The sequence below is a fragment of the Prochlorococcus sp. MIT 1223 genome (genome assembly GCF_034092465.1).
In the GTDB taxonomy this organism is placed as follows: Bacteria; Cyanobacteriota; Cyanobacteriia; order PCC-6307; family Cyanobiaceae; genus AG-402-N21.
This window is the reverse complement of record NZ_CP139303.1, coordinates 631696-648955: the sequence shown is the minus strand read 5'-3', so window position 1 is coordinate 648955 and position 17260 is coordinate 631696. Positions and strand designations below refer to the sequence as shown.

Sequence of the window (17260 nt, the reverse complement as noted above, 5' to 3'; positions counted from 1 at the left end):
AAATCTAGCTCCTAGACAGTTCGTTTAAATTAAGTAATTTTTAGAAACCAAGGCCATTACTAGAAAAAACCAAAATCTTTTCACTTCAAAGCCTGATCTGGCTTTGTGGATATACCCTATTAACTCTTTTTGTCAAAAGACTACTTCAGCTGAAAAGGAATTATCTTTAGGTCTTCCTGCTCCTAAGGCTTCTCAATTTCTATTTTCTCGAGGTTATGTTCGTTATTCATTGTCTTGCATTTTTAATATTGATCCTTTAAGTATCCCGTTATCTGCGATGCCTGGCAAAGCCCCCTATCTAGAAGATGGATGGGGGCATATCAGCTTTAGTCATTGTGTCGATGCTCTTTTTATTGGTTGGTCAAAGTTCAAGTTAGGAGTTGATATAGAGAGAAAGGATAGGCTTATGAAAGCAAAGGAGCTTTCTGATCGTTACTTTACTAAGAAGGAAATTAAGTCGTTGATGTTTTTAGACTATGATTCAGTTAGAAGAAAAGTCTTAAAATATTTTGTTACAAAAGAAGCAGCAATTAAGTGGCAAAGGGGAAGTATAACAAGAGATATTACTCAATGGGAATGTGATTTGGGGCGTCAACTTACGTATCATAAAAAGAATCAAATTCAATTACATAGTACTACTTTAGGATATAATGATTGGTATTTATCTGTTGCTAGCAAGATAGAAACAAGTAATATTATTAGAATATGTAATTAATTACTAAATAATTTGATTCTTATTTAGTTTGATCTCTACATAAACTAAAGGGCATAGAATAGATAAATATATCTATAACTATAGTCTGATAATTTAATTTGAAATAATGACTTACCTTCTTATGATGGCTATAATTGAATAGGTAATTATTTTTTAAACTTAAGAGCAAAGAAGTTGATTATGAATTCTGGACAAACTCTTTGGATAAAAAGCAAGGAATTAATACCAGGAGGAAATAGTCTTATTTCAAAGAGACCAGATCTATTTGCGCCAAATTTGTGGCCAACTTACTATGATAAAGCAAAAGGTTATTTTATATGGGATTTAGAAAATAGAAAGTATGTAGATATGAGTATCATGGGGATAGGTACAAACACATTGGGATATGGCAATGAGAATATTGATGAAGCCGTCATTAGAGCTGTCAAGAATGGCAATATGTGTAGTTTAAATTGTCCTGAAGAAGTACAATTAGCCGAGAAATTGATAGAAATCCACCCCTGGGCTGGAATGGCTAGATTTGCTCGTGGTGGAGGTGAAGCGAACGCTATATCAATTAGAATAGCTAGGGCATTTAGTAAAAGAGAGAAGGTAGCATTCTGCGGATATCATGGTTGGCATGATTGGTATATGGCAGCAGGGAAAAAAGAAAGTGCATTGGCAAATCATTTATTTAAAGATATTAAAACAGAAGGTATTCCAGATTCTCTAAAAGGAACATCTATTCCATTTGAATGGAACAATCTTTCTAGTTTGAATAAAGTTCTTGAAGAGAATAAAGGTGAAATAGGGACAATAAAGATGGAGGTTACTAGAAATATCTTGCCTTCTTTTGAATTCCTGTCTTCAGTTAGAAAATTATGTGATGAGCAAGGTATAGTTTTAATATTTGATGAATGCACCTCTGGATTTAGAGAAACATATGGAGGAATACATCTCAAATACAATGTATTTCCAGATATAGCTGTATTTGGTAAGGCGCTAGGCAATGGTTATGCTATTTCAGCAGTATTAGGTAGGAAAGACATTATGAAGTCAGCTAAAGATAGCTTTATTAGCAGTACCTTCTGGACTGAGCGAATTGGTTATGTTGCTGCGTTGGAAACACTTAGGGAAATGGAAAGGATAAAGTCTTGGGAAAGAATAACTGAGTTGGGAACTTCTGTTCAAAGAAGATGGGAATCTTTAGCAAAAAGAAATAAGGTGAAAATAGAAGTTGGAGTATTACCTCCTATAGCAACATTCAACTTTATTTCAAAGAATGCAATAGAATATAAAACTTATATGACGCGTGAATTTCTTAAAATTGGTTATCTAGCAAGTAATCTTTTTTTCGTCAGTACAGCTCATATGTCCCTAGATTTTAATGAGTATTTCGAAAAGATTGATGAAATATTTAAGGCTATTTATGCTAGAGAGGTTGGTGAAATAAAAGAACCTTTAGTACCAGAGAACGAACTCTGTGGAAGTAGTTTTCAAAGACTAAATTAATTTCATATAAATATGCCTGCAATCTTATATGATCATTAAGTTGTAAAATTAATTTAGAAGTAAACATTATTTACCAATTATTTTGAACAATTTAATGAGTTATTTCACATTGTTCTCATGCTAGATTACTATTTAATATATCCTACTCTAATTCATGGTTCAAGAAATAATTGAAAGTAAATATTTAGAAAGGTTTTCTCTTGGAACAGCCTCTTTTGGAAATAAATATGGGATATGTAATGATCAGGATTATGTCGATCAAGAAAAAGCAACTCAGATAGTTAAATATTTTATAATTAATGGAGGTTATCAATTTGATACATCATGCGGATATGGTGATTCCGAAGATATCCTTTCACGTGCAATTGGAGGCATGTACGATGGAAATATGGAGATAACTAGTAAGTTTGTAGTTACTGATTCGCATAATTTGGATTTAATAATATATCAAATAGATCAAAGCTTTAATCTCTTTGGAGATAGTCTAAATACTATTTTATGCCACACTCCAGATCTATTGAAAAGAAATTTAGAAGATATCACAATAGAAGCATTTAAATATATAAAAGAGAGTTATAGGATAAGAACCGGTATTTCTATTTACAATATAGAGGAAATAATAAATATTAGTAATAATTTAAAGTCCAGAATAGATTGCATCCAAGCCCCTTGTAATATATTTGATGATACTGCCCAAAGAGTTAAGAAAAGTTCATTTATTGGCAATCATACTAATGTAATTGCTAGATCAATATATTTACAAGGCTTTTTAATCTCAGAAGTATGTTTACTTAGAAAGTATATAACTCAATATGCCCGATTTGTTAAAATTTCTGAGGATTTAAATATGGGTAAAGTCGAGACTTGCTTAAGATACATTATGTCTATTAAGGAATTAGATGGTTATATTGTTGGTATTAACAAATTATCTCATCTTAAAGAACTTGTTAACTTAATAAAATATATTGAACTAAATAATAAACAATTTGTTCTAAGTATGGTTAAAGATAATAATGATCCAAGTTTTATTGATCCAAGAAGATGGTAATACGAATTATAATTTTATCATATTAAATCTTGATGATTTTCATATCAATTAAGTTTATTTTCCTCTAAGCCCTTTTCAAGTATTTTGATGATCTTATCTTGATCTATAAAGTCTAATGAAGGGTAAAGAGGTAAACTAAATGCTGTTGTTCCATATAATTCTGCATTTGGATAATCTCCCTTCTTAAAGCCCAAATTTAGGTAATAAGGGTGAAGATGAATTGGCCAATAATGTAGTTGAACAAATACTCCTTGTTTTCTCATAAATTCAAACATAGACAGATGCTGCTGCTGGGTTGAGTTCTTTAAACGTATAATTGCCAGGTGATAGGAGCTATAGCAGTCTTTTGGTTGAGATAGGAAGGCAATATTCTTATATTTGGACGCCCAGTCCCTATATCTTCGCATTAAACTATGCCTTTTATTTACAAATTCCTCTAGTTTATTAAGTTGACTAATACCTAGGCTTGCTTGTATCTCATTGAAACGATAATTAAACCCTAATTCTTGCTGCTCGTAATACCAAGGCCCTGGTGATTTAAGTATAAATTCCTTTTGATCTCTAACAATTCCATGACCTCTTAATTTTTCCATTTTTTTATTTAGCCTTTGATCATTGGTTAAGGCCATTCCTCCTTCTAGAGTTGTTATTATCTTTACCGGATGAAAACTGAATACACTAATATCACTATATTTACAACATCCAATAGGTTCTTCTAAATAAGAACCACCTATTGCATGGCTAGCATCTTCAATAACTTTAAATCCATATTTATGAGATAACTCCCTAATCTTTTTCATGTCACAACTTGTCCCTGCTAGATGTACTGGAACGACAATATGTGGAAGTTTGCCTATCTTTTCTGCTTTTTCAAGTTTTTCCTCAAGTAAGAGAGTATCAATTAGTGCGGTAGAAGTTTCAATATCTACAAAATCTATTTTTGCCCCACAGAAAATACCACAATTTGCCGATGATAAGAAGCTAATAGAAGAAGTCCATAGGCGTTGCCCTTTTTTTAGGCCAAGAGCCAAGCAGGCTAAATGCAATGCACTAGTAGCACTATTTGTAGCAGTCGCGTAATTAGCTTTTACTTTTTTAGCAATTTTATTCTCGAATTCTACGAGAAGTGGACCCTGTGTTACATTTTCGCCTCTAAGAGCATTAACAACTGCTTGAATGTCATCTTCTGATATGCATTGCTGCCCATATTTGTAATTATAAATATCATTATTTTCTCGAGAAAGTAATGATATTTGCTCTTTAATTTTTCCCAACGATTTTTTTAATTTAGATTTAGCTTTTTGATTTGAAAGTGCCATTCCTAAAGGCCGCTTAGTTAGATCACTTCTTTGACTTAGACTTCCTTTCTCTAGAAGCTCTTTATTTAAACCAAATATGTCAGATATATATTCTCCGAATTGATATTTTGTAATTGTATCATCTGAAGAGATATTATATATACCATAAGCCTCTTTTTCAATAAGCTCATGAGCATATTTCGCTAAAAGCGAACCTAGAACTGGTGTAAAATAAACATCATTAAATAATGTTATCTTTGTTTGATTCCTAAGAGAGTTGATTATCCAATCGCTAAATGAATTTCTATATACTGGACCAAAACCAAAAAAATTAGTTCTACATATTAATGCATTGGGATAAGTAGAAAGTGTTTCACATTCACCAGCATACTTTGATTTTGCATAGTTATTTAATAGTAAAGGTCTATCTTCTTCAGTATATAATCTATTCTCATTACCAAATAGATGATCTGTTGAAATATGAATTAGCTTGGAAGATGATTGCTTGCAAGATAATGCAATGTTTCTTGCGTAGTCTCGGTTAATCTTATATGCGAGCTCAAAGTTCTGTTGACATATTTCGATATTAGTTAAACTTGCTAAATTTACTACAATATCAATTTCATTTATATTTAAATAGTTTGTGATTTCATCTATGCATTCTATATTTAATCTTGTTAAATTTTTCTCAGGAGCATTAGGTGTCTTTCTTTTGTTATAGGCTAATTTGAAATCATATTTGTATGATAAAGACTCATACCATAGTTTACCAAGTAATCCAGATGAACCGATAATTAATACTTTTTGTTTTATCATAATAGGTTCATCTTAATTGAATATTATTTTTCTTTATCCATTTAGTAAGACTTTCAACTGACATCCAGTCAAGATTCTTATCACTAACGTAGTTAAAATCTTCTACAACTTTAGTTCCACCCTTAATCCTCTCAGGGTCTTTATGCCAGTTATGTATCATAGGTAGGATTTTATAATAACTAGAATATTCATATGTATGAGGAGCATCCTCTTTCCCAATCATTTGCTCGTGCAGCTTTTCCCCTGGCCTAATACCTATTATTTTTAATTTTGCATTTGGCGATATAGCTTTTGCAATATCACAAATATTCATTGAGGGAATTTTCTTTACGTATATTTCTCCCCCAGCCATATCATCAAAGGCTTTCCAAACAAGACTCACTCCTTCTTCTAGGGTTATCATAAATCTTGTCATTCTTTTATCTGTTATAGGGAGTGTTCCAGAACTTGATTCTTTTATGAAGAAAGGGATTACAGAACCTCTTGATCCCATTACATTTCCATACCTGACAACGGCTGCTCTTGTTGAGTGACCGGTTTCATAGGAATTTGACGCTACAAATAATTTGTCTGAAGCCAATTTGGTCGCTCCATATAGATTTATTGGATTACTTGCTTTATCTGTAGATAAAGCAACAACCTTCTTAACTTTTTCTTCGATGGAGGCTTCAATTACGTTCGCTGCTCCATTAATGTTAGTTTTTATACATTCAATTGGGTTATATTCAGCTGTGGGAACTATTTTAGTAGCAGCTGCATGCACAACAAGGTCGATGCCTTTAAGACATGAGCGTAATCTATCTTTATCTCTTACATCTCCAATCCGAAACTGTACTCTCTCATCATCTTTAAACATCTGAGACATTTCCCATTGCTTCATTTCGTCTCTTGAATAAATGATTATTTTTTTAGGGTTGTACCTCGCGAGTGTTAAAGGCACAAATGCATTACCAAATGAACCAGTTCCACCAGTAATTAAAATTGTTGACTGATTATCCATAAAATTTTATTCTCCGAGCTTAATCAGCTAATGATATAAAGAAAATAATGCCATCATTTAGTATAATTTCTTGCAATGTCAATGACTCAGTCATTAAGAATTCCACCTGTACCAAACTTAACTTTATCATATTCTCATCTTTAAGGACAGATCAGTGCCCATAGTAATTGAGATATACCTTTAAGTTAATGTATATATGTATTAGAGTATTAAAATTATTTATTCTAGTTACTAGAAAGAAATAGTAAATTTACGAATAAGTCAAACTTAATTTGAAATGAATAATACAGTAGTCAAAATTAATATAATACTTATTAATGTTATCTTGAAAAGATATATCTGAGTATGCTTTAAATATTTATCATTGACTACCTAGAAGAATTATCTTAACGTGAAATATAGGCTTAAAACTTCGTATGTCTTCCGATTCAAAATGGTTGGAATATCCATTTCCGTTTAAAGTTATTGATAATTTTCTACCAGTAGACCAATTCAAGGAATTAGTATCTGAATTAGATCAGTCTAATAATATGGAAATGTGTAGCTTTAAAACCCCTTTAGAATCTAAGACTATATATAAAGATCTTCAAGGGAAGTCTGTCTCAAATGAACTAGTATCTATAATGTCCTCAAAAAAAATAAAGGACTTATTATCTGAGCAAATAGGTGGCTGTAATATATTGAGTATGGGTGAAACTAATGGTAATTCTGGATATTCTCCTTTTCATATTACTAATAATAATGGATATTTAGGAACACATGTAGACCATTCTTTTATCAAGGGTGGAAGTTATAGGCATATCGCAAATGCAATTTTTTATGCAAGTAGTAAATGGGATAAATCTTGGGGAGGTCACACAATACTCTTTTCTAATAATGGTCTTATTCAAAAAGTGTTAATTGATCCTATCCCTAATAGAATGATACTATTTATCCATACAGCAAATTCATTTCATGGGGTTAAAAGATACTACTCTAATTCGGGCATAAAAAGAAGAACCTTTTATCATGATTACTATGTTCTAGATTCAGATATAAATTTCGCAATGAAAAATATAAACTCAGGTAGAAGAGTAAAATTAATTCATTCTCGACACGGAACAACATTTATCCCCTTTATCCCTTTCGGATTGAATTCTATCGAAATAAGTAAAACATTTAATTTGGGCAACTTAAAGTATATTCGTGTATATATTATATATTTAATTCAGCTTTTAATTGTTAGACATTTACAATCTCTTAAGAATAAAATTTATAATTTTATATAGTTTTATGATATAAGATTACATTTAATAAATATAAAACTAATTCAATCCTTAAAGTTAAAATAACCTATCAAATTACATAAGCAATCTATGGATTTATTTATAAAGAAATTAAATAAAATAGATATATAGGCCAATAGAAATGGTAATATTGGATTTCTTATTATATTCCTATAATAATTACGAGCAATAAAATCATGATAAATATAATCTAGAAATTCAATTGGTTTAAAATTTATATAAGAATCTAGATTAGTTATATAGCTACAATTATTTATTAAATATAATCTTACTCCTCTCTTTTTAAGTAAGTAGCTATGTATCAAGTCTTCGCAATATGCTTTTCCATTAAAGGGGAAATAGTTTTCTAATATAAGATCAGATTTTCTTAAGAGAATAATACCTCCGGCAAGCCAATCAACCTCTTTTAGAGTTTCTATCCTTTGATAGTCTATTAAGTAGTGTGGAACTGAGAAACTTGTTAAAGAAATCGTTCCTGGAAGTGGTCTTAAAGAAAAATATAAGCTAATATTTCTTATATTAGCGAGCATTGTCGATTTTTGATTCTTAACTAACCTTTTATTCAAGCGCGGAGCTATACAAGATTTTTCTGGCAATTTATAAATCTCTTTTAGTAAAATTTCAATATATTCTTTGCTAAAAAAAATATCATCGTCCATAAGTATTACAAATTTAGTTTTACAGTATTTATAGGCATATTGCCTTTGCCAAACCTGTCCTTTTTTTTCTGACCTGATTATTAAAATCTCTTTAGAGAATCCCTTCTTATAGATTTCTTGAGGATTTAGGTTTGGAGGGATTACTATAATTATTTTAATTCCACACAGAGAATAATTATTAACTTGATCTATCCAACTATTGACAACTTTATTAATAGTAGAAGGAATAACTATAGTTAAATCGCTTAAAAAATGCATTTAATTATTCTTTTACTCCATTATAGACAAAAAATATTTTTATAATAACTAAATTGCTAACTCTATAATTTAAATTTTATGAACATAAACAATAAAAATTTTAAAATAATTAGAATTAGAAAGGATCAATTGGGAAAACTTACATAGATTAAATATGAAATCTCATACTATTCAGATAAAATGGCCTAATGGAGTTATCTCAAATGCAGAAGAGGATCAAGACTGGTTAATGCTAGCGAGAGAGTCAAGCAATGAAATTCCAGTTGGATGCTTAAATGGAAGTTGTGGAGCCTGTGAAATCGAGGTTAATGGGGAAGTAATTAGGGCATGTGTTAGTACAATAAAAAAGTCAAAGAGTGGAATTTTAAAAGTTAATTTCTATCAGGATCCCTATTGGTAATCAGATTGATTGATATTTGCCATATAAAATAACTATTTATTATAACTAATATTTTGGTTTTTAATTACAGGCCAGAATTGTTCAACCAAATCATCATAATCCCTTGAAATCGGATAGTAGTAGTTGGTTAATGTGAACCTTTCACCAGTAGTTATAGGCCTACCTCTATGAATTGTTGCAGAGTTAAATAGTACTACAGTCCCAGCCTTAGCAATGATTGTATCTCTTTTTAAACCGTTGTTCTCTATCTTCTCTACTTGTCTATTTTGAATACGGTATTGATTATAATTTAAGCTTCCAGAGCTTAAGCTTGAGATCAGATTAAATATCTTATGAGAACCAGGTAGTATTTCAAAAGGTCCATTATGTAAATCTACGTCACTAAGGTAAATCATTGCTTTAAATTGATTAAAGAAAGCATCTCTATGCCATCCTCCTCCTGAAGAACCACTGTTACCTGATTTTAAGTGGCCACCTAGAGTAAAAGCACAATATGATAATTCTCTATTATTAAATTTGGAAATCTCTCGAAAATTACTGTCATCATGGAAAATCTTGCATGATTTAGATAAGCAATCTATTCCAAATATTCTTTTATCTTCTCCAGAGTGTGTATAGTCTGGATATTTTTCGATTGAATCTTTAATGTCTATTCTTATATCTTCACAAGCTTTTTCTGAAAAGTATTTAGGTATAACTATATATCCCTTTTCTTTTAACTGATTTATGTCAATTTTAATATTTATATTATTATTATTTATTTTATATTCTTTTTGAATATATGATTCTCTAAATCTTAGACTAGACTTATAAATCAAGTATGAGATAATAGTTTTTAATATATTTATTAAGTATTTGGGTTTAATAATTCTAATTTTCATTTGTCTAGGTAAGTATTTCTTCCGGAGTAACAATCTCCTTTACTATACCATTATCCATTCTTATAACTCTGTCGCAAATAGAAAGACTCTTTAGTCTATGTGCAATTATAATTATAGTTATATCTTCCTTAACATTATTGATTGCTTCCATTACTTCTGATTCAGTTTTTTCGTCAAGTGCACTTGTTGCTTCATCTAAAAATAATATTTTTGAGTCTTTGTATAAAGCCCTAGCAATACCTATCCTTTGCCTTTGTCCACCACTCAATCTAATACCTCTTTCTCCTACATAAGTATTATAACCTTCTTCAAGACCTTCTATAAATTCATTTAATCTAGCTAGTTTTGCACATTCTATAACCTTTTTGAACGACATTTCATTTTCTGGAATTCCAAAAGCAATATTTTCTATAATTGAACAATCTCCTAAAAATATTGTCTGTGGTACATGAGAAATACTTCTTTGCCATGAAAGTAATTGATTGGAATTAATGTTTTGATTCAAATTTATACCATCAACTGAAATACTTCCTTTTTCAGGAACAAGAAGTCCCATTAGTAAGTCCATAAATGTGCTTTTACCACTGCCGGTTTTTCCCATAATCCCAATAATCTCTCCTTTTTTTATGGTTAAATTAATACCTTTAATGATATATTTATTTCTTTCATTAAATCTAAAATATAGGCCATCTACATCAATCTTAGAGTCAAATTTAATTTCAGATAGTGATTTTGATACCTGATTATCTGAAAATAAATAATCCTTTCTCAGTAAGGTTAGAATATTATCTAGAGCCTTATCTACTGACTTCACTCCTGACCAATTATAATAAACTTGTTGCATTGCTGGTAGGATTCTTTGAGCAGCCAATGCCATTGTTCCAATTAATGGAAGTAAATTAGAGTTTGATTTATTTTGTAAAGATATTATGAGACTAAAAATTGCTATTCCTGTTAGACCAACTGCTTCAACTATGAATTTGGGTGACGAACCTAATACAATGCTATTACCAATACTTTTTGCTACGTTGTACTCTGCTTTTATATGAATACTAGAATAAATACTTTGGTTGCCAGAGAGTATTACATCCCTAATAGCACCTATACTTTCTTGAACGACTCCAATAACTCTTGTTGTGTACTTTACTATTTCAGAGCTATTTCTTGTTAACCTTGGTCTAACTGTAAAAGCAATTACAATATAGCAAAGAGCAAATAGAGATATTGACGAAATAGCGAATATATAATCTATATAAAATATAGTAATGCTTATCGCAAGAACTGCTATCAAACCAGTTGATAATTGCAGAACATATCCAATAGAAGCTGATGCACTTTGTGCATCCTTTAGAATCAGATTAATCACACTGTTGCTGTTTCTTTTAACGTGCAAAGAATATGGCTCGTTAAGGACTATCTTATATAGTTTATTAGTTACCTCAGTTCCTATAGATGCAGAGAGCCTTGTATTTAGCCATAAGTTTATTACCCTTATAATAGCTGCTAATATTATAGTAAAAGCAAATATAATAGTTACAGTGATGAAGATTTCATTTGAACCTTCAATATTAAAAAATAAAAATATTGATTTTAAATATGGTATCGTTTTTACGTTATCAGGTTTTGTCAATACCATGATAAAAGGCATTACAGAAGCTAAAGAGATTATTTCTGCAAGTCCACTAATTAACATAAAGCCAAGAAGGCAGAATATTTGAAGTTTTCTATGAAAATAAAGGTGAGACCAAAGTTCTTTTATTTGATTAAAAGTTCTGCTATAAATAGGATTCAAGAGTCTCATCTAGGTTTAGTATGAAGATAAATCGCCTAATAGCATAATAAATAAAAATTGATTCAAAAGCAAATCAAAAATCATATCTTGGATTCATCTTGTTACGGAATATAGCGAAAATAGACATTGGTAATAAATATAGAAATTATTAGTATTAAAACTTCTATACTCATTTATTTGATTTTAATCAAATAATTTATCTTTAAAGTGTTTTTATATATTTTAAATACATTTGTATCTCCATACTTTAGTATTTTAATCTTCGCCTTCGAATATTAATTAAAAATTTTAGTTAATAAAAACTTAAATTAACTGTTTTAAATTATAAATCAATATATGAATTAAGACAAATAAACCTTGTTAAGAATTTAAGTATTTGATACATAGCATTTTATGTTTATGACCTAATTTTTTATCTTACTCATAAATATTCTGTAAGAAGGTAAAGCCTTAGCCTCATTTGAATTAATACCTTATCACAACTTGTTTATCAAATCTTTATAGAGTTGTAAAGTGGTATTAAATTGTCTTGAGAATAGAATCCATTCAGACCCTTAACATATGTCAAAGTAAAATAATTTGTTTTCATTGCAAGATCATGTGTCAATTATCCTTTTGCTTGCTATTAATTGTTTAGATAAAAGAATAATTTTTTTGCTTTCATGAAGGCTTCTGAGATCTCGCAACAAAGGGTTGTTTACTTTAATGGCAAATTTGTTCCTGAATCTGAAGCTAGAATTTCTATTTATGATTCGGCTTTAATGTTTGGTGATATGGTCTTTGAAATGACCAGATCATTCAATAAGGTTCAATTTAAACTAAAGGAGCATATAGAAAGATTATATTCAGGCCTAAAGATTTTCAGGATACCAATAGACCTTTCTCCTGATCAGTTAGAGGCTGCTTGTTATAAAACGATAGAAATGAATGAAAATTTATTTGCTCCCAATGATGAACATCGCTTGATGATTGATGTTTCTAGAGGCTTGCTTGGTATTTATGAGAGCATAGAGGGTTTGCACAAGGGGACAAATGTCATCATTGCTGATTTTCCACTTCGTTGGACTGTCTCATCTATGGCAAATTTATTTTCAACTGGTATAAATGCAGTAATTACTTCTCAGAGAGCTATTCCTGCAAATCTTTTAGATCCAAAAATAAAAAATAGAAGTAGGGTTCATTACTTAATGGCAAATATTGAGGTTTCAGAAGTTAAAGGGTCTAATAATTGGGCATTATTACTTGATCCAGATGGGTTTGTTGCGGAAGGTACAGGAGATAATTTTTTTATAATTAAGGATGGTATTGTAATAACGCCTGAAGGAAGAAATATTTTAAGAGGTATCTCAAGGGATTATGTTATGCAAGAATTATGCAAACAATTAGATCTTAAAGTTCAAGAAAAGAATATTGATCAATATGATATTTATAATGCTGATGAAGCTTTTATGACCGGAACACCTTTTTGTATGCTCCCTGTAACCTCATTAAATGGAAATCCTATAAAGGATGGAAAAGTTGGAGAACATTTCTTAAGGTTGATTAGAAAATGGGGAGATAATACTAATGTAAACATAATTGATCAAATTACTGAATGGAGCTTAGAAAGTAAAGCAACAGCTTCAAGTCCCACTCCCTATAAGTTTGTCCAAGATGATTAAAAAAGTTGGTTTTATGCAAGGTCGTTTATCTGATCCGGTGAATGGATTAATTCAGGCTTTCCCTATTAAGGATTGGCAAGATGAGTTTAAGACAGCAGAGGGTATTGGAATTACTCTTATGGAATGGACATTAGATAGTTTAGATTTAGATAAAAACCCTTTATTAACTAAAGAAGGTCAACGGAGAATAGTTTCATTAATTGAAAAATACAATTTAAGAATAGATTCATTAACTGGTGATTGTTTTATGCAAAACCCATTCTGGAAAGAAAATCCTATCAATAAAGAAATCCTAAAAAATCAATTTATTAAAATATGTAAGGCATGTTCAAAATTAAAAATAAAAATAATTGTTATACCTCTAGTTGATAATGGATCATTAGAAAATAAAGTTCAAGAGGATGAAGTGGTAAATTACTTAAATCAAAAGACTAAGTTTTTAGAATCTTTAGATATTAAAGTTGCCTTTGAATCTGATTTAAAACCAGATGAATTAAAACACTTTATTGATCGATTTCCTGTTAATCAATTTGGAATTAATTATGATACAGGTAATAGTGCATCAATGGGATTTGATAGTTCTGAGGAGTTTTCAGCTTATGGTAAAAGAATTATTAATGTACATATAAAAGATAGGGTTTTAGGTGGCCAAACTGTTCCTTTAAAAGAAGGTTCCGTAGATTTTGATTCTGTTTTTAAAGGGTTATCCAAAATTAACTATTCTGGTAATTTTATATTGCAGACAGCCAGAAGTATGGATGGATCGCATGCTAATTTGATAAAAAGCTATCATGAATTAACTAAGAAATATATTCATAAATATATTTCTACTTGAAATATAATTTTTATACTTCACAAAAGATGAATCTTGATCTCAAAGGAAAGACAGCTCTTATAACTGGTTCCTCTAAGGGCATAGGACTTCAGATTGCAAGGTCACTTTATAATCAGGGATGCAATATTGTATTAAACTCAAGAGATTCAGATAGATTAAAGATAGCAATTGATTCATTGCCTGGTTCTATCTCTGTTATAGCAGATGTAACTAAAGTCTCAGAGGCTAAATATCTAACCGAAATGACAATAAAAGCTTTTGGCAAACTAGATATTCTTGTATGTAATGTAGGCAATAGTAAATCAGTTTCACCTGGCAATGAATCTTTAGAAGATTGGAAGACTATGATGAATGATAATTTATATAGTACTACTAATATGGTAGAAGCATCTATTAATTATCTTGAGAAAACCAAAGGAAATATAATTTGCATTTCATCAATATGTGGAAATGAGACTATCCCTGGAGCTCCTATTACTTACTCAACAGCAAAAGCAGCTTTAAATAAATATGTAAGAGGAATTTCTAGAAATCTTGCGCAAAAAAGTGTGAGAATTAATGCTATTTCACCAGGAAATATATATTTTGAGGGGTCTACATGGGATTTAAAAATAAAGTCAGACCCCAAAATTGTCGAACAAATGCTAAATAATGAGGTTCCTATGAAAACTTTTGGTAAGCCTGATGATATTGCAAATCTGGTTTGTTATCTAGCCTCTCCTTTTTCTAGCTTTATGACTGGTTCTATAATAACTTTGGATGGAGGTCAGATTAGAGGATGAAGGATCTTCTTTCCTTTAGTGATTATTATGATTTTAGTTATATTAAAAGTTAATGGCTAATAAAAGGTTTGAGTTTTATGGGAGAACAGCCTTAATAACTGGAGGAGCAGGGCTTTTGGGTTTGGAGAATGCTTTTGCTTTATTGGAATGTGGGGAAAATCAAGAATGAAAGACAAAGTAGATCTTATTATTCAAGCTAGGATCGGTTCAAAACGTCTTCCTGGTAAAAGCTTATTTGACCTAGCTGGAGAAACATTAGTTGGCAGAATTCTAGAGAGAGTTTCTAGATGTAAGCTTTTGGATGATATAGTCCTTGCAATCCCAGATACAAAAGAAAATTTACCTTTAGTAGATATAGCTGATAAATTTCAAGTTAAGCTATATGCAGGTTCAGAAAATGATTTAGTTGAAAGATATTATCAAGCTGCTAAATTAGAAAATTCAACTTTCATTTGTAGATTACCAGCGGATAATGCAACACCTGAACCATCAGAAATTGATAGGATAATTCAATATCATCTGTCATTAAATAATAAAGGTTTCTCTAGCAATCTTTCTCAAATAAATGGATCTGGTTATCCCGATGGCATAGGAACAGAAATATTTCACTTTGATTATTTGGAGCAAATAAGAGAAATGGATTTAGACATAATCAAAAGAGAGCACTTACATTTAAATTTCTTTGATTATAAAAATCAAAAGGCAATGGATGAGGAATGGTGCCCAATAAATACTATAAAATGCCCTATAGCTTTTAGACGGCCTGATTTGGTGCTAGATGTTAATACATATAATGATTATTTATTTATGAAAGAGCTTTATGAGTATTTATATCCAATAAATCCAATGTTTAATATAGTTGATATTATAAACTGGTATGACAACGTTTACCTAAATCATTAAATTTTATAATGGAACTAAATTCATGAGTTATAGTAAAAGGTTTAAGAATTACTGTGAATTTGAAAGAGAGTGTGTTGATTTTATAAAGTCTTTTACTCAGTCCTCCCTTCTTTTATTTAAAGATTGGAATAATATCGATCTTATTCCAGCAATAGAGAGACATTTATATATATCATTTCTGACTAATCCAACCTTATTTTATATTTTATTAGATTCTCTTTCTAAGGAGAAATTTGATTATGAAGATAACTCTTTAAAGACCTATCTTAAATATAAATATAATATTTTTAATAAATTCAGTTTGCTACGCAAGCTGAAAGATGAAATAAAATTCGATAACCTAAATGATTTAGAACTTTATGTTAATAAGCACAAATATATGGTAATAGTACACCATCCAAAATTTGTATATTATTTAATCGAATCTGGATTTAAAGATAAAAATATATTATGGGTAGTCTTAAACCAAAATAAAAAAATCAGAAAGATTCTTGGTAAAAAAGAGACTGTTATTTCTTTACCTAAAGGACTTGATTCTAATATTTATCACCCATTAATAGACCCAATAATTAATTTATCCTCAAAAATATATTCACTTTTGTCAATTATAAAACCAAGATATATCATTTGTGTTGAAGGAGATGCGCCTTACCATTCAGCGATAGCAGCAATATCAAAAGTTAATAATATAAAAAGTATATGTATTCAATGGGGAATATTTTATCCAAATAAAATTGATATAGGTTTCTCAAATATGAAGTTTGATTATTTTTTAGCTTGGGGTAAATATTTTGCAGATCAATTGACCCCATTAAATAAATCTTTAGACATCAGGCTTTTTGGTTATCCTAATCAAAAATTTATGTCGCACCAATACAAGAAATCTAATAAGATTATTTTCCTATCTCAGCCCCCTATTGATCATATAACACAACAGAATTTTGATGACTATATTTTTATCATGAGAGAACTATCAATAAGACTGAAAGATTTCGAGATTGTATATAGAAGCCATCCTTCATTTATTTCATCAGAGATTGAAAATTCATTAAGGGATAGCCGGATTACTTTGGATCATGAAGATAATTTATTTCATCATTTAAGTGACTCTATAATTTCAGTGGGAATATTAACTTCCGCTTTACTAGAGTCTGTTCTTTTAGACTCAATACCTATCTCTTTTAATCCTACTTGCCTTAGACATTCTATAGATTTCAATCAGATGGGTATAGGTATTAGTGTAAGTAATAAAACTGATGCTATAAATAAAATATGCAATTTAGCAGAAGATTCGTCTTTAATGGATTCTTATAGAAGTAAAATACTTAACGTGAAAAAAGATTTATTTGAGTTTAATCAAAAAAAAACAATCATGGATTTTATAGAAAGTATATAGATAATTAATATATTATTTCTTTCTTGACCATAAGAAAAA

General features: G+C 30.0%; 15 protein-coding genes. 10 read left to right on the top strand and 5 right to left on the bottom strand.

What is annotated here, in order from left to right:
- Window positions 1–103: 103 nt before the first annotated feature.
- From SOI85_RS03540 to SOI85_RS03530, 3 genes are all read left to right on the top strand, one after another.
- On the top strand, window positions 104–715 hold the full coding sequence (locus SOI85_RS03540; RefSeq protein WP_320664853.1) for a 4'-phosphopantetheinyl transferase superfamily protein: 612 nt from the start codon (window positions 104–106) through the stop codon (window positions 713–715).
- A 180-nt stretch (window positions 716–895) separates the two neighbouring features.
- Window positions 896–2206 carry an aminotransferase class III-fold pyridoxal phosphate-dependent enzyme gene (locus tag SOI85_RS03535; protein WP_320664852.1) on the top strand — a complete coding sequence of 437 codons (1311 nt, stop codon included), beginning with the start codon at window positions 896–898 and terminating at the stop codon, window positions 2204–2206.
- Window positions 2207–2360: 154 nt separating this feature from the next.
- Window positions 2361–3254, top strand: coding sequence for an aldo/keto reductase (locus SOI85_RS03530; RefSeq protein ID WP_320664851.1), 894 nt, complete (start codon window positions 2361–2363; stop codon window positions 3252–3254).
- A 44-nt stretch (window positions 3255–3298) separates the two neighbouring features.
- Here the strand turns inward: SOI85_RS03530 and pseC are convergent, their stop codons facing one another.
- Both pseC and pseB read right to left on the bottom strand, forming a co-directional pair.
- Window positions 3299–5368, bottom strand: a complete 2070-nt coding sequence (pseC, locus tag SOI85_RS03525; RefSeq protein ID WP_320664850.1) for a UDP-4-amino-4,6-dideoxy-N-acetyl-beta-L-altrosamine transaminase — start codon at window positions 5366–5368, stop codon at window positions 3299–3301.
- A gap of 7 nt (window positions 5369–5375) precedes the next feature.
- Window positions 5376–6368: a UDP-N-acetylglucosamine 4,6-dehydratase (inverting) gene (pseB, locus tag SOI85_RS03520; RefSeq protein ID WP_320664849.1), complete on the bottom strand. Its 993-nt coding sequence runs from the start codon at window positions 6366–6368 to the stop codon at window positions 5376–5378.
- A gap of 416 nt (window positions 6369–6784) precedes the next feature.
- On the opposite strand from pseB, the gene SOI85_RS03515 reads away from it, so the two are divergent.
- Window positions 6785–7636, top strand: coding sequence for a 2OG-Fe(II) oxygenase (locus tag SOI85_RS03515; protein WP_320664848.1), 852 nt, complete (start codon window positions 6785–6787; stop codon window positions 7634–7636).
- 41 nt (window positions 7637–7677) lie between these two features.
- On the opposite strand, the gene SOI85_RS03510 is transcribed toward SOI85_RS03515, so the two are convergent.
- Complete coding sequence (locus SOI85_RS03510; protein ID WP_320664847.1) at window positions 7678–8571, bottom strand: glycosyltransferase; 894 nt, start codon at window positions 8569–8571, stop codon at window positions 7678–7680.
- A 154-nt stretch (window positions 8572–8725) separates the two neighbouring features.
- Between SOI85_RS03510 and SOI85_RS03505 the strand changes: the two genes are divergently transcribed.
- Entirely contained in the window at window positions 8726–8971 is a 246-nt protein-coding gene (locus SOI85_RS03505) for a 2Fe-2S iron-sulfur cluster-binding protein (protein ID WP_320664846.1), read from the top strand.
- Between the two features lie 32 nt (window positions 8972–9003).
- Here the strand turns inward: SOI85_RS03505 and SOI85_RS03500 are convergent, their stop codons facing one another.
- The gene (locus SOI85_RS03500; RefSeq protein ID WP_320664845.1) at window positions 9004–9852 is read right to left on the bottom strand and encodes a phytanoyl-CoA dioxygenase family protein; all 849 of its coding nucleotides are present in this window, start codon (window positions 9850–9852) and stop codon (window positions 9004–9006) included.
- Between the two features lie 4 nt (window positions 9853–9856).
- Window positions 9857–11644 carry an ABC transporter ATP-binding protein gene (locus SOI85_RS03495; protein WP_320664844.1) on the bottom strand — a complete coding sequence of 596 codons (1788 nt, stop codon included), beginning with the start codon at window positions 11642–11644 and terminating at the stop codon, window positions 9857–9859.
- A gap of 662 nt (window positions 11645–12306) precedes the next feature.
- On the opposite strand from SOI85_RS03495, the gene SOI85_RS03490 reads away from it, so the two are divergent.
- From SOI85_RS03490 to SOI85_RS03470, 5 genes are all read left to right on the top strand, one after another.
- Window positions 12307–13305: an aminotransferase class IV gene (locus tag SOI85_RS03490; RefSeq protein ID WP_320664843.1), complete on the top strand. Its 999-nt coding sequence runs from the start codon at window positions 12307–12309 to the stop codon at window positions 13303–13305.
- Entirely contained in the window at window positions 13298–14140 is an 843-nt protein-coding gene (locus SOI85_RS03485; protein WP_320664842.1) for a sugar phosphate isomerase/epimerase, read from the top strand. The genes SOI85_RS03490 and SOI85_RS03485 overlap by 8 nt, the downstream gene beginning before the upstream one ends.
- 26 nt (window positions 14141–14166) lie before the next feature.
- Entirely contained in the window at window positions 14167–14922 is a 756-nt protein-coding gene (locus SOI85_RS03480) for an SDR family oxidoreductase (protein WP_320664841.1), read from the top strand.
- Window positions 14923–15087: 165 nt separating this feature from the next.
- Window positions 15088–15825: a cytidylyltransferase domain-containing protein gene (locus tag SOI85_RS03475; protein WP_320664840.1), complete on the top strand. Its 738-nt coding sequence runs from the start codon at window positions 15088–15090 to the stop codon at window positions 15823–15825.
- A 22-nt stretch (window positions 15826–15847) separates the two neighbouring features.
- Window positions 15848–17221 (top strand): hypothetical protein, encoded by a 1374-nt coding sequence (locus SOI85_RS03470; RefSeq protein WP_320664839.1) that lies wholly within the window; start codon window positions 15848–15850, stop codon window positions 17219–17221.
- Window positions 17222–17260 lie beyond the last annotated feature (39 nt).

Excerpts from the sequence above, each read along its gene's own strand:
- SOI85_RS03505 (WP_320664846.1), top strand. The coding sequence starts at position 8,726 with ATGAAATCTCATACTATTCAGATAAAATGGCCTAATGGAGTTATCTCA.
- SOI85_RS03470 (WP_320664839.1), top strand. The coding sequence starts at position 15,848 with ATGAGTTATAGTAAAAGGTTTAAGAATTACTGTGAATTTGAAAGAGAG.
- SOI85_RS03490 (WP_320664843.1), top strand. The coding sequence starts at position 12,307 with ATGAAGGCTTCTGAGATCTCGCAACAAAGGGTTGTTTACTTTAATGGC.
- pseC (WP_320664850.1), bottom strand. The coding sequence starts at position 5,368 with ATGATAAAACAAAAAGTATTAATTATCGGTTCATCTGGATTACTTGGT.
- SOI85_RS03510 (WP_320664847.1), bottom strand. The coding sequence starts at position 8,571 with ATGCATTTTTTAAGCGATTTAACTATAGTTATTCCTTCTACTATTAAT.
- SOI85_RS03485 (WP_320664842.1), top strand. The coding sequence starts at position 13,298 with ATGATTAAAAAAGTTGGTTTTATGCAAGGTCGTTTATCTGATCCGGTG.
- SOI85_RS03535 (WP_320664852.1), top strand. The coding sequence starts at position 896 with ATGAATTCTGGACAAACTCTTTGGATAAAAAGCAAGGAATTAATACCA.
- SOI85_RS03500 (WP_320664845.1), bottom strand. The coding sequence starts at position 9,852 with ATGAAAATTAGAATTATTAAACCCAAATACTTAATAAATATATTAAAA.
- pseB (WP_320664849.1), bottom strand. The coding sequence starts at position 6,368 with ATGGATAATCAGTCAACAATTTTAATTACTGGTGGAACTGGTTCATTT.
- SOI85_RS03515 (WP_320664848.1), top strand. The coding sequence starts at position 6,785 with ATGTCTTCCGATTCAAAATGGTTGGAATATCCATTTCCGTTTAAAGTT.
- SOI85_RS03530 (WP_320664851.1), top strand. The coding sequence starts at position 2,361 with ATGGTTCAAGAAATAATTGAAAGTAAATATTTAGAAAGGTTTTCTCTT.
- SOI85_RS03480 (WP_320664841.1), top strand. The coding sequence starts at position 14,167 with ATGAATCTTGATCTCAAAGGAAAGACAGCTCTTATAACTGGTTCCTCT.
- SOI85_RS03475 (WP_320664840.1), top strand. The coding sequence starts at position 15,088 with ATGAAAGACAAAGTAGATCTTATTATTCAAGCTAGGATCGGTTCAAAA.